The organism is Flavobacterium cyclinae, assembly GCF_021172145.1.
Lineage (GTDB): Bacteria > Bacteroidota > Bacteroidia > Flavobacteriales > Flavobacteriaceae > Flavobacterium > Flavobacterium cyclinae.
Window position 1 is genome coordinate 564,815 of sequence record NZ_CP089095.1, and the last position, 13,638, is coordinate 578,452.

Consider the following 13,638-nt stretch of genomic DNA (forward strand, 5'->3'; position numbering starts at 1 on the left):
ATAAAATTCCCCAAAAGAGGGGAACCATTATATGTTATTCTTTTGTAACCAATGATATAAAATTTCATTAAATTGGTCTGGATGTTCCATCATGGCTGCATGTCCGCATTTTTCTATCCAAAACAACTCTGAATTGGGTAATAATTTATCAAATTCTTCGGCTACATTTGGAGGAGTTACTTTGTCATTTCTTCCCCAAATAATACAAGTTGGAGTAGCCATTTTCGGTAAATCTTTAGCCATGTTATGACGTATAGCGCTCTTTGCAATTGTTAAAGTTTTAATTAATTTAATTCTGTCGTTAACAGTTGCAAACACTTCATCAACAATTTCTTTCGTGGCAATTGCAGGATCGTAAAATACATCTTCAGCTTTCTTTTTGATGTATTCATAATCACCTCGTTTTGGATAACTTTCGCCCATTCCACTTTCATATAATCCTGAACTTCCTGTAATAACTAAAGCTTTTACTAAATCAGGATACATTTTAGTAAAATACAATCCAATATGACCTCCAAGTGAATTTCCAAGTAAAATCACTTTGTCAAATCCTTTAAAAACAACAAAATCTTTAACAAATTTAGAAAATGCTTTAACGTTTGTTTTTAATATGTTTTGGGTATAAATAGGCAACTCAGGAATAACAACTTTGTAACCTTTTGGTGGAAAAAAATTTGCAACACCGTCAAAATTACTTAAGCCTCCCATTAATCCATGTAAAATGATAATAGGAGTTCCTTCACCTGCTTCAAAATACGTATATTTCTTTTCTTTTTTTAACATAAATGCCGCTTGATGGGTTAATTCTCATGCTCGACAAATATACTATTTTATTAAAGAATCTAAAGAAAAAAATGACACAGTTATTTTTTGTTACTTGAAAACTCTAAAATGTTAGTTATCAACAATTTTATTCCTTTTTAAATAAAAATCGTAAAAATCTTAATACTTGATTTTTAAGGTTAAATTCTTCTTGATTCTTGATTTTGCAAATAATCTTTTGTTAAAAGTGGAAAATCAAGTTTTAAATTCCAAAAACTTATTAACAAAGTGGTATTATGTGGTAAAAAGTGGTAAAATTTTTCTAAATTTGTCCATATTCTAATTGAAATAGAAAGTTGAAAACATTAATCGGAACATACGAGTGTAAAGTAGATGCCAAAGGAAGGCTGATGCTACCTACGTCACTAAAGAAACAATTGGGTTCTTTAGAGGATGGTTTCGTGTTGAAGCGTTCTGTTTTTCAGCCTTGTTTGGAATTGTTTCCAATGGCGGAATGGAATAAAATGATGTTAAAAATCAATAAGTTAAATCGTTTCAATAAAAAGAATGACGATTTTATTAGAAGATTTACAGCGGGAGTTAAAATGATAGAGATTGATGCAACAGGGCGACTTTTAATTCCAAAAGATTTGGTAGTTTTTGCTCAAATTGAAAAAGATATTGTGTTGAATTCAGCAATCAATATTATCGAAATTTGGGATAAAGATAAATACGAAAATGCTATAGAAAATGCGGTAGGTGATTTCGCAGATTTGGCAGAAGAAGTAATGGGTAATTTTAATGACGACGAAGATGGAATATCATAATCCAGTATTGTTAAAAGAAACAGTTGATGGATTAAATATTCATCCTGATGGTGTGTATGTGGATGTTACTTTTGGTGGAGGTGGTCATTCAAGAGAAATCATAAGTCGACTAAATGAAAACGGGAAGTTGTTTGCCTTTGATCAAGATTTAGATGCTTTGAAAAATGCAATTGATGATGAGCGATTTACTTTAATCAATGAGAATTTTCGTTACATAAAAAGATTTTTACGTTTCCACGGAATCAAACAAGTAGATGGAATTTTGGCTGATTTAGGCGTTTCATCACACCAATTTGATGTAGCAGAGAGAGGTTTTTCAACTCGTTTTGATGCTGAATTGGATATGAGAATGAATCAAAAAGGCGATATCAGTGCATATCACGTGGTGAATGAATATGAAGAACAAGATATTGCAAGAGTTTTGTTTGATTACGGCGAATTAAAAAACGCAAGAGCTATGGCAAACGTAATCGTAACCGCTCGAAAAGATAAAGAAATTCGAAATTCAGACGAATTAAAAAAGGTGTTAGCAAAATTTTTACCTGGACATAAAAGCAATAAAATTTTAGCTCAAATATACCAAGCCATTCGTATAGAAGTCAATCAAGAAATGGATGTTTTGAAAGAGTTTTTAGAGCAATCACTTGAGATTCTAAAACCTGGAGGCCGACTGAGTGTAATCTCGTATCACTCATTAGAAGATAGACTGGTAAAACGTTACATGCGAAACGGCATGTTTGAAGGAGAGCCTGAAAGAGATTTCTTCGGAAATTTTAAAGTTCCTTTCAAAATTATTGAAAAATTAATTGTTCCTACAGAAGAGGAAATAGCAATAAACAACAGAGCACGAAGTGCAAAACTAAGAGTAGCAGAAAAAATATAGCAACCTATGAAAAACGGAATCTACAGTTTACTAAAAGCAAAATTTCTTATAAGTGATGACGCTCTTAAGAACTGGAAATTCATCGTTTTTTTAGTAATCTTAGGAATGATGGCCATTGCTAACAATCATCAATATGATGCCAAAAATTATCGAATTACAGAATTGAATAATCAAGTAAAAGAATTGCGTTCTGAGTTTGTAGATCGTCGTTCAGAGTTGATGAAATTAAAAATGGAATCTACGGTTGCTAAAAAAATGGAAGTTCGTGAAATATTTCCTTCTGAAGTACCACCAGTTAAGATAATTGTAGAAAAAAAAGAAACAAAAAAAAGTTTTTGGGATAAATTAAAAATATGGCAGTAGAGGATAAAAAAATATCGTACCGCATGTATTTTGTAGCTTTCATGTTTCTCGTGATGGCTGTTCTTGTATTGATAAAACTTAATAATATTCAATGGGTTGAAGGAGAGTATTACAGAAAGTTAGCTCAAGAAAGAACGGTTAAAAATTTTACAATCCCGGCAAACAAAGGAAATGTATATTCAGCGGATGGTAGTTTGTTAGCAACATCAATTCCTGAATATTCAATTTATTTTGATGCTGTAGCGCCTTCATCAGAACTTTTTAAAGAAAATATCAAAGCACTTTCAGATTCACTATCTGTTATGTTTGGAAAATCATCCGGACATTATCAAGCAAAATTGCAAAAAGCAAGAGCTAATAAAAGTCGTTATGTTTTTATAGCAAGAAAATTAAGCTATACAGAACATATGCGAATTAAATCCTTCCCATTATTTAAAAAAGGAGCTAATAAAGGAGGTTTAATCATTGAACAAAAAATTGTAAGAGAACATCCAATAGGTTTAGTTGCAAAAAGAACTATAGGTTACGAGCGTTCCAATGAAGATGGAAAAGGTTTAGAATACGCTTTCCGTGATTATTTAAATGGGAAAAATGGCCACAGAATGATGCAAAAAATTGCAAAAAATCAGTGGAAACCTATTAACGATATCAACGAAAAAGAACCACAAGATGGTTATGATATTATTTCAACAATAGATGTTTACATTCAAGATATTGCACATCATGCTTTATTAAAACAATTGGAATACTATAGCGCCGATCATGGTTGTGTGGTGGTTATGGAAACAAAAACAGGACACATCAAAGCAATTTCAAACTTAGGAAGAGCAGAAGATGGATCTTATTATGAGACACAAAATTATGCAATTATGGAATCTCATGAGCCTGGATCTACTTTTAAATTGATAGATTTAATTGCGGTTTTAGATGATAAAAAAGCGGATACCGGAACGGTTTATAATTCTTTTGGTGGTGAAATTGAATATTTTAAGAGAAAAGTTAGAGATTCACATAAAGGAGGTTTCGGTAAAATTTCGTTGGCTAGAGGTTTTGAAGTTTCATCCAATACGGTTTTAGTACAATCGGTTTATGAGAGTTATAAAAACAATCCAAAACAGTTTGTTGATAGAATCAATAGCTATGGTTTAAATAAGCCATTAGGGTTGCCAATAAAAGGAGAAGGCATACCTATTATTCCTCAGCCTGGAACTAATCGTTGGTCTGGAGTAGCTTTGCCTTGGATGGCTTTTGGATATGGTTTGTCAATTACACCACTTCAAACACTAACCTTGTATAACGCTGTTGCAAATAATGGTGTTATGGTAAAACCAATTTTCGTAAGTGAAATCAAGGAATGGAATAAAACTATTAAAAAGTACGATACTGAAGTAATAAATCCAAAAATTTGTTCACAAGAGACTTTAAATAAAGTGCAAGCAGTACTAAAGAATGTGGTGAAAAAAGGTACGGGTTCAAAATTATATTCCAAAGATTTTTCAATGGCGGGAAAAACAGGAACGGCCCAAGTAAATTATAAAGACAAGTCGCAATTATACTATGCATCTTCATTTGCAGGATATTTTCCTGCAGATAACCCAAAGTATTCTTGCATAGTAGTTGTTCATAAACCTAATGTAGCTGCTGGATATTACGGTGCTGATGTTGCAGGACCGGTTTTTAAAAGAATCGCACAAAAAATATTTACCGATTCGCCTTCCATGAATCACGTAAAAAATATTGATGCTAAAGTAGTTTCGCAAGAAAAAAACTACTCGGAATACTATAAAAAAGTTGAAAAAGAAGAGCAAATTGTTCCTAATGTAAAAGGAATGGAAGGAATGGATGCTGTAGCCTTGCTAGAAAATTTAGGTTTAAAAGTTAAGGTTATTGGAGTAGGAAGAGTAAAAAAACAATCATTAACATCTGGGCAAGCTTTTAACAAAAATCAAACTATCATAATCGAATTATCGTGAAACAATTAAAGGACATATTATATAAAGTACAAATTGAAGCAGTTCATGGCGCTACCGATGTTATTGTTTCTAAAATTGAATTCGATTCTAGAAAAATTGAGTTAAATGATGTTTTTGTAGCCATCAAAGGAACGCTTTCAGATGGTCATGATTATATAGAAAAAGCCTTAAGTTTGGGTGCTATAGCAGTAATTTGTGAAGAATTTCCAAATGTTCTAGTTAATGGTGTTACTTACATTAAAGTAAAAGATTCTAATGAAGCGTTAGCCTTTTTGGCAGCTAATTATTATGATAATCCTTCAGAAAACATAAAATTAGTTGGAGTTACAGGAACGAATGGTAAAACCACTATAGCTTCTTTATTGTACCAATTATTCAAAAAAGCTGGTTACAAAGTAGGATTGTTATCAACTGTAAAAATTATGGTTGACGAACAAGAATTTAAAGCCACACATACGACTCCCGATTCTTTAACAATTAATAGATATTTAGATTTAATGTTGCAAGAGGGTTGTGAATTTTGCTTTATGGAAGTTTCTTCACACGGTGTTCATCAAAAAAGAACCGAAGCTTTACAGTTTGAAGGTGGCGTTTTTACCAATTTATCTCACGATCATTTAGATTATCATAATTCATTTGCAGAATATCGCGATGTTAAAAAATCATTTTTTGATAGTTTAACTAAAAGTGCTTTTGCATTGACTAATAGGGATGATAAAAATGGTGCTGTAATGCTTCAAAATACAAAAGCAAGAAAATTAACTTACGCACTAAAATCATATGCCGATTACAAAGCCCAAATTTTAGAAAACCAATTATCAGGTTTATTGTTGAAAATTAATGATAATGAAGTTTGGGTAAAATTAATTGGTTCATTTAATGCTTATAATTTACTAGCTATTTATGGAGTTGCAGTTGAATTAGGAATAGAAAAAATGGAAGCATTACGTTTACTTTCTGAATTAGAAAGTGTTTCAGGACGTTTCCAATTTATAGTTTCAGATTCTAAAATAACAGCTATTGTAGATTATGCGCATACGCCTGATGCATTAGAAAATGTGTTAAGTACCATAGAAGATATTCGCACTAAAAACGAACAATTAATTACCGTTGTAGGATGTGGTGGCGATAGAGACAAAGCGAAAAGACCAATTATGGCCAATATTGCTTCAACCATGAGCGATAAAGCCATTTTTACGTCTGATAACCCTAGAAGTGAAAATCCGGAAACTATTATTGAAGAAATGGAAAAAGGAGTAGAGCCTCAAAATTTTAAAAAAACGATTTCCATTTTAGATAGAAAGCAAGCAATTAAAACAGCTTGTCAATTGGCAAATCCAAACGATATAATTCTAATCGCTGGAAAAGGCCATGAAACCTATCAAGAAATAAATGGGGTTCGCCATGATTTCGATGATTTAAAAACAGTTACGGAGTTATTACAACAATTGAATAAATAATTGTTTCGAGTTCCGAGCTTCGTGTTTAGTGATAAACCCGCACTTGAAACCAGAAACTAGAAACTTTAAAATATGTTATATTACATTTTTCAATACTTAGACAAAGCCTTTGATGTTCCTGGAGCAGGAGTTTTTCAATATATAACCTTTCGCTCGGCATTAGCGTTTATTTTATCGCTATCAATTGCTACCATTTACGGTAAAAAAATTATCAACTATTTAAGAAAACAACAAGTTGGGGAAACGGTTCGAGAACTAGGATTAGAAGGGCAAACCCAAAAAGCTGGTACGCCAACAATGGGAGGGATTATTATCATCTTGGCTACTTTAATTCCGGTTTTATTGTTAGCTAAATTGAATAATATTTACATTATTATGTTGATAGTAACCACCTTATGGATGGGGACTATTGGTTTTATAGATGATTACATTAAAATCTTCAAAAAAGACAAACAAGGTTTAAAAGGAATTTTCAAAGTAATTGGTCAGGTAGGTTTAGGATTAATTGTAGGAACAGTTTTGTATTTGAGTCCAGATGTAACCGTTAGAAAAGATACAATGGCAGCACGTATTAAAATTGAAAATAATATTAAACCTGCTGATTTACAAGAAAAGTCTACCGCTACGACTATTCCATTTATGAAAAACAATGAGTTTGATTATGCAGAAGTGTTGTCATTTATGGGAGATGATTACAAAGATTATGCTTGGTTGATTTTTATTCCAATGGTGATATTAATTATCACAGCCGTTTCAAATGGAGCCAATTTAACAGATGGAATTGATGGATTAGCAGCAGGAACTTCGGCAATTTCAGTGCTTACGCTTGGAATTTTTACTTTCGTTTCGGGTAATATTATTTTTTCAGATTATTTGAATATTATGTATATCCCTAATTCTGGAGAAATGACAATTTATATTGCAGCATTCGTTGGAGCTTTAGTTGGATTTTTATGGTATAATGCTTATCCAGCATCAGTATTCATGGGAGATACAGGAAGTTTAACTATTGGTGGAATCATTGCTGTAATTGCTATTTCAATCCGTAAAGAATTATTAATTCCGGTTATCTGCGGTATTTTCTTAGCCGAAAATTTATCGGTAATGATTCAAGTGAGTTATTTTAAATATACCAAAAAGAAATTTGGCGAAGGAAGAAGAATTTTTCTTATGTCGCCCTTGCATCACCACTATCAGAAAAAAGGATATCATGAAAGTAAGATTGTAACTCGTTTTTGGATTGTCGGAATTTTGTTAGCGATTTTCTCATTGGTTTCTTTAAAATTAAGATAAGATGCGACTGGTAGTTTTAGGCGGAGGCGAAAGTGGAGTAGGAACCGCCATCTTAGGAAAGAAAAAAGGATACGATGTATTCGTGTCAGATTTTGGAAAAATAAAAGAAAATTATAAAGAAGTTCTTACTATTAATGGAATCGCTTGGGAAGATGAAAAGCATACAGAAGATTTAATTCTAAATGCCGATGTAGTAATGAAAAGCCCTGGAATTCCCGAAAAAGCACCGATTGTAAAAAAGTTAATCGAAAAAGGTATTCCAGTAATTTCTGAAATCGAATTTGCTATTCAATTTACAGATGCAACAACGGTTGGAATCACCGGAAGTAACGGAAAAACAACCACAACGCTTTTGACGTATCATTTGTTAAAACAAGGTGGTTTAAATGTTGGATTAGCGGGTAATATTGGAAAAAGTTTCGCTTGGCAAGTAGCCGAAAACAAATTCGACATCTATGTTTTAGAATTAAGTAGTTTTCAATTAGATGGTATCATCAATTATAAGCCACATATTGCGATTTTGACCAATATTAGTCCAGATCATTTAGATAGATACAATTACGATTATAGTTTGTATATCAATTCAAAATTTAGAATTACAAAAAACCAAACAGAAGCCGATTATTTGATTTATGATAATGAAGATGAAGCGATTCAAAATTGGTTAAAAAACAATAAGATAAAAGCAAATAAAGTGCCTTTTTCATTAACAGAAAAACCTGAAAATGACGGAGGATTTATAAAAGACAACAACATCAACAGTACTATTAAAAACGAATTATTTACTATGCCAATCAACGAACTAGCACTAGAAGGAAAACACAACATTAAAAATGCAATGGCAGCAACAGCTGTGGCGCAATTGTTGAACATTAGAAAACAAACCATCAGAGAAAGTTTGACTAATTTCCAAGGAGTAGAGCACCGTTTAGAAAAAGTATTAAAAATTCAAGGAGTGCAATACATTAATGATTCTAAAGCTACGAATGTAAATTCGGTTTTTTATGCTTTAGATAGTATGACTACTCCAACCGTATGGATTGTAGGTGGTGTTGATAAAGGAAATGATTACGATGAGTTAATGCCTTTAGTTCGTGAAAAAGTAAAAGCTATCGTTTGCCTAGGTGTTGATAATACAAAAATTAGCAACGCATTTAATAATGTGGTAGATGTGATGGTAGAAACCACTTCAATGTCTGAAGCAGTTCAACTGGCGCAACGTTTAGCAGAAAAAGGGGATAGTGTTTTATTATCACCAGCTTGTGCAAGTTTCGATTTATTTGAAAACTACGAAGATAGAGGAAAACAATTCAAACAAGCCGTTCATAATTTGTAAATTTTTGATTGTCATTTCGACGTAAGGAGAAATCAAATATCAATTTCATATAAAATTAAAAAATAAGAAATGTTCGATATCATAGGTAAAATAAGAGGAGATAAAACCATTTGGGCCATAGTTTTTCTGTTGGCTTTAGTTTCTTTTTTGCCTGTGTATAGCGCTAGTACTAACTTAGTTTACGTTATCGGAAACGGAACAACAATCGGACATTTATTTAAACACGCAGTGCATGTTGGTTTAGGTTTTGGTATTATTTATTGGATTCATAAAATGCCTTATCATTATTTCAAAGCCTTATCCATTTTTGGTATTCCTTTAGTTGCATTGCTATTGGTTTACACGTTACTCAAAGGAACAGAAATTGGCGGTGCAAATGCCAGTCGTTGGATTCAAATTCCGTTTGTAGGAGTGAGTTTTCAAACCTCTACTTTGGCATTTATTGTAATAATGGTTTATGTAGCGCGCTATCTAGCAAAAGTTAGCGATAAAGTGTATTCATTTAAGGAATCATTTTTAGAATTATGGGTGCCTGTTGGCGCGGTTTTAGTACTGATTTTACCAGCCAATTTTTCAACAACAGCCTTAATTTTTGCCATGATTTGCATGCTAATTTTCATCGGACAATATCCTTTAAAATATTTAGGATATGTTTTAGGAATGGGAATTGCTGCACTTTTATTGTTCTTATTATTAGCCAAAGCATTTCCAGATAATAAATTCTTCAGCAGGGTAAGTACTTGGGAAAAACGTATTGAGCGTTTTACAAAAGACACGCCAAACGAAGATGATTACCAAATTGAAAAAGCAAAAATCGCCATCGCTTCTGGTGGAGTTATTGGATTGGGAGCCGGAAAGAGTGTTCAGAAAAATTTTTTACCACAATCTTCTTCCGATTTTATTTTCGCCATTATCGTAGAAGAATGGGGATTAGTAGGAGCAGTAACTATCATCGGATTGTATTTGTTATTGTTGATTCGTTTTGTAATCAATGCTCAAAAAGCTTCTAGTTTATTCGGAAAATTATTAATCATCGGACTCGGATTCCCAATCATATTTCAAGCTTTTGTGAATATGGGAGTTGCTGTAGAATTATTACCAGTTACAGGTCAGCCATTACCGTTGATTAGTAGTGGAGGAACTTCTATTTGGATGACATGTATTGCTGTCGGAATCATATTAAGTGTTACTAAGAAAGAAGAAGAAGTGGCTTTAGACTTAGAAGAAAAACGCAAACGTGATGAAGCTTTACAGCAAATTATTGATGCGCAAGTGGCTTTGAATGAAGAGAAAGAAGCCGATGAAAATCAGCAAAAAATAAACGATATTAAAAGTTCGATTAGAGAATCTTTAATTGAAGATGAAAACGGAGATGTGCTTGTAAACGGACAAAATCCAATGAACGCAGTTTTAAATAAAAAATAAAAAGCAAAATCATATAATTGTCCCCTCGAGGGGACTTTAGGAGTGTAAGATGAAAAAACCAAGATTCATAATAAGCGGAGGCGGAACAGGCGGACATATTTATCCAGCTGTTGCGATTGCAAACGAATTAAAATCTCGTTTCCCAGAAGCAGAGTTTCTTTTTGTAGGTGCCAAAGATAAAATGGAAATGCAAAAAGTGCCTCAAGCAGGTTACGCCATCAAAGGATTATGGATTTCAGGAATTCAAAGAAAATTAACTTTAGATAATGCAATGTTTCCATTGAAATTACTTTCAAGTATGTGGAATTCATTCCGAATTATCAATAGTTTTAAACCTGATGTGGTTATTGGAACTGGTGGTTTTGCAAGTGGAGCAGTGTTGAAAGCAGCATCAATGTTGAATATACCAACAGTAATTCAAGAGCAAAATTCGTATCCAGGAATCACGAACAAGTTATTAGCTAAAAAAGCGAATAAAATTTGCGTCGCTTATGAAAATTTGGAACAATTTTTTCCAAAAGATAAAATGATTTTAACTGGAAATCCAGTACGTGAAGATTTGATTAACGAAGCAAGTAAAAGTGAAGCAATTGCTTATTTTAAATTAGATGCAAATAAAAAAACACTTTTGGTTTTAGGCGGAAGTTTAGGTGCCAGAAGAATCAACCAATTGATTGAAAAAGAATTGGATTTTCTATTGAGTCAGAACATTCAAATCATTTGGCAATGCGGAAAATTATATTTCGACGAATATAAAAAATATAACTCGGAACAACTCGCAACTCAAAACTCGCAACTCGTAACTGTTTTAGCATTTATTGATAGAATGGATTTAGTTTACGCTGCTGCGGATGTCGTTATTTCTCGTTCAGGAGCATCGTCGGTTTCAGAATTGTGTATTGTGGGAAAACCTACGATTTTCATTCCGTCACCAAATGTAGCAGAAGATCATCAAACGAAAAACGCTAAAGCAATTTCAGATAAAAACGGAGCTATTTTGATTAAAGAATCAGAATTAGAAACGCAATTTGAAACAATATTTTCCGATTTAATTTCTAACGAAAATAAACAACTAGAATTAAGTCAAAACATAAAGAAATTAGCACTGCCAAATGCAACAAAAGATATTGTTGAAGAAATAGTGAAGCTAATTAAATAATATTTCAAGAGTAAGTTCAACTACAAGAACAAGCTCAATAAAAAAGTAAATAATCAAAGTTTGAAATTGATTTTTGAACTTGAAATTGAATTTGAAAATGAACCTAAATCAAATACATAACGTTTATTTCATCGGAATCGGAGGTATCGGAATGAGTGCTTTGGCACGCTATTTTCAATACATTGGAAAAAAAGTAGTGGGTTACGACAAAACACCTACGCAGTTAACAGATGAATTGCAAGCTATTGGTTTAGAAATTCATTTTGAAGATAATATCAGCTTAATTCCAACCGATTTCTATGTTGAAAATACATTAGTAATCGTAACGCCAGCTGTTCCAGTTTCGCATTCGGAATGGAATTATTTCATCGAAAGAGGATTTACAATTAAAAAGCGTGCTGAAGTTTTAGGGATTATTACTAAAGATACCTATTGTTTTGCAGTTGCTGGAACTCATGGAAAAACTACAACTTCAAGTATTTTAGGTCATGTTTTGTATGAAAGTGGAGTAGATGTAACGGCTTTTTTAGGTGGAATCGTGGAGAATTACAATTCTAACTTAATCGGTTCAGGAAAAATGGTTACAGTGGTGGAAGCGGATGAATTTGATCGTTCGTTCTTGCATTTGCATCCTAACGTTTCTTGTGTAACGTCAATGGATGCCGACCATTTAGATATTTATGGTGATGCAGCAAGTATTGAAGAATCATTCAGAGAATTCGCAGCTAAAACGACAAGGGAAAATTTATATGTAATCAAAGGATTACCATTAGAAGGAAATACTATCGGAGTTAACAACAATGCTGATTTTTCAGCTCAAAACATCCGAATTGAAAACGGATTTTATGTTTTCGATGTAAAAACACCAACGGAAGTGGTTCAAAATGTGAAATTTGGTTTGCCAGGGCATCACAATTTGACAAACGCCTTATTAGCTTTTGCAATGGCAAAATCGTATGGTGTTTCCAATGAGAAAATCATTGCTGCTTTAGCAAGTTTTAAAGGAGTAAGAAGACGTTTTTCGTTTCAAATTAGAGAAGAAAAATTGGTTTATATTGATGATTATGCACATCATCCAACCGAAATTAACGCGGTGCATCAGGCGGTTCGTGAATTGTATCCAGGTAAAAAAATCATCGCTGCTTTTCAACCGCATTTGTTCAGTAGAACAAAAGATTTTGTAGATGGTTTTGCAGAAAGTTTAAGTCAATTCGACGAGATTTTATTGTTGGAAATTTATCCGGCTCGCGAATTGCCAATGGAAGGTGTAAATTCTACTTGGTTGTTGAATAAAATTAACAATCCGAATAAGAAATTAGTCAGCAAAGAGGAGCTGTTCACGGCTTTTGAAAATTCCGATGCGGATGTGTTTGTAACTATTGGAGCAGGCGACATAGGTGAATTGGTAAAAGATCTAAAAAAAGCGCTTCATGAGAAGAATTAATTGGCATACTATTCGATTGGTGTTAATCATTTTTGCTATGATTTTCTTGTACTCTTTTTCGTCAAAGCGAAATAGTCAGCGTAAAATCAGTAAGATAGATATCAAATTTGATTCAGAGGAAAACATGTTTTTAACAAATGATATGGTTAATAACTTGTTAATACAAAATTTTGGAGGTGCTTCAACAATTCAAAAAGATAAGTTAGATTTGAATACTTTAGAGGCTGTACTCGATGATCACGAGATGATTGAAAAAGCACAAGTTTTTTCAACAATAGACGGATTTCTAAATACGCGTATTACTCAAAAGACCCCAATCGTAAGAGTTATTACTGATTCAGACAGTTATTACCTTGATTCAAAAGGAGATAGAATGTCGTTATCGGAAAATTTTTCAGCACGAGTTCCGCTGGTTGTCGGCGCAATAAGTGAAGAAAATTGTAAGCCATATTTGAAATTGTTTAACGAAATCAAAAAAGATGATTTCTTAAGCAAAAACATTACGGCAGCACAAATTATGCCTTCTGGAAACGTAATTTTAACGAACAGAAGTTATGATTATAAAATAGTGTTTGGGAAACCAATGAATGTAGAAAGAAAGTTTAAAAATTATAAAGCTTTTTTTCATCATGCAATAAAAGACACATTGATAAAAAATTATAAAGAAATAAACTTGATGTTTATACAACAAGTGGTTTGTAAGAAATAAGTAT

At 32.7% G+C, this 13,638-nt stretch carries 12 protein-coding genes; 11 read left to right on the forward strand and 1 reads right to left on the reverse strand.

Annotated features, from left to right (window positions below; translation table 11 throughout):
* Positions 1 to 27 precede the first annotated feature (27 nt).
* Entirely contained in the window at positions 28 to 783 is a 756-nt protein-coding gene (locus LOS86_RS02660) for an alpha/beta fold hydrolase (RefSeq protein ID WP_231843114.1), read from the reverse strand.
* 335 nt (positions 784 to 1,118) lie between these two features.
* Here LOS86_RS02660 and mraZ point away from each other — a divergent pair, with 335 nt between their 5' ends.
* The 11 genes from mraZ to LOS86_RS02715 all read left to right on the forward strand — a co-directional run bounded on the left by mraZ (position 1,119) and on the right by LOS86_RS02715 (position 13,634).
* Positions 1,119 to 1,589 (forward strand): division/cell wall cluster transcriptional repressor MraZ, encoded by a 471-nt coding sequence (gene mraZ / locus LOS86_RS02665; protein ID WP_231843115.1) that lies wholly within the window; start codon positions 1,119 to 1,121, stop codon positions 1,587 to 1,589.
* The gene (gene rsmH, locus LOS86_RS02670; protein ID WP_231843116.1) at positions 1,564 to 2,472 is read left to right on the forward strand and encodes a 16S rRNA (cytosine(1402)-N(4))-methyltransferase RsmH; all 909 of its coding nucleotides are present in this window, start codon (positions 1,564 to 1,566) and stop codon (positions 2,470 to 2,472) included. Before mraZ ends, rsmH begins: the two co-directional genes overlap by 26 nt.
* Before the next feature lie 6 nt (positions 2,473 to 2,478).
* Positions 2,479 to 2,835: an FtsL-like putative cell division protein gene (locus LOS86_RS02675; protein WP_231843117.1), complete on the forward strand. Its 357-nt coding sequence runs from the start codon at positions 2,479 to 2,481 to the stop codon at positions 2,833 to 2,835.
* Positions 2,826 to 4,808 (forward strand): PASTA domain-containing penicillin-binding protein, encoded by a 1,983-nt coding sequence (locus LOS86_RS02680; protein ID WP_231843118.1) that lies wholly within the window; start codon positions 2,826 to 2,828, stop codon positions 4,806 to 4,808. Before LOS86_RS02675 ends, LOS86_RS02680 begins: the two co-directional genes overlap by 10 nt.
* The gene (locus tag LOS86_RS02685) at positions 4,805 to 6,268 is read left to right on the forward strand and encodes a UDP-N-acetylmuramoyl-L-alanyl-D-glutamate--2,6-diaminopimelate ligase (RefSeq protein ID WP_231843119.1); all 1,464 of its coding nucleotides are present in this window, start codon (positions 4,805 to 4,807) and stop codon (positions 6,266 to 6,268) included. Before LOS86_RS02680 ends, LOS86_RS02685 begins: the two co-directional genes overlap by 4 nt.
* 72 nt (positions 6,269 to 6,340) lie before the next feature.
* Complete coding sequence (gene mraY, locus LOS86_RS02690; protein ID WP_231843120.1) at positions 6,341 to 7,561, forward strand: phospho-N-acetylmuramoyl-pentapeptide-transferase; 1,221 nt, start codon at positions 6,341 to 6,343, stop codon at positions 7,559 to 7,561.
* A gap of 1 nt (position 7,562) precedes the next feature.
* Positions 7,563 to 8,897 (forward strand): UDP-N-acetylmuramoyl-L-alanine--D-glutamate ligase, encoded by a 1,335-nt coding sequence (murD, locus tag LOS86_RS02695; RefSeq protein WP_231843121.1) that lies wholly within the window; start codon positions 7,563 to 7,565, stop codon positions 8,895 to 8,897.
* Positions 8,898 to 8,966: 69 nt separating this feature from the next.
* Positions 8,967 to 10,322, forward strand: coding sequence for an FtsW/RodA/SpoVE family cell cycle protein (locus LOS86_RS02700; RefSeq protein ID WP_231843122.1), 1,356 nt, complete (start codon positions 8,967 to 8,969; stop codon positions 10,320 to 10,322).
* 49 nt (positions 10,323 to 10,371) lie between these two features.
* The gene (gene murG / locus LOS86_RS02705; RefSeq protein WP_231843123.1) at positions 10,372 to 11,481 is read left to right on the forward strand and encodes an undecaprenyldiphospho-muramoylpentapeptide beta-N-acetylglucosaminyltransferase; all 1,110 of its coding nucleotides are present in this window, start codon (positions 10,372 to 10,374) and stop codon (positions 11,479 to 11,481) included.
* A gap of 97 nt (positions 11,482 to 11,578) precedes the next feature.
* Positions 11,579 to 12,925 (forward strand): UDP-N-acetylmuramate--L-alanine ligase, encoded by a 1,347-nt coding sequence (gene murC / locus LOS86_RS02710; RefSeq protein WP_231843124.1) that lies wholly within the window; start codon positions 11,579 to 11,581, stop codon positions 12,923 to 12,925.
* A complete protein-coding gene (locus tag LOS86_RS02715) occupies positions 12,912 to 13,634 on the forward strand; it encodes a cell division protein FtsQ/DivIB (RefSeq protein WP_231843125.1) in 723 nt (240 codons plus the stop codon). The genes murC and LOS86_RS02715 overlap by 14 nt, the downstream gene beginning before the upstream one ends.
* Positions 13,635 to 13,638: the final 4 nt, after the last annotated feature.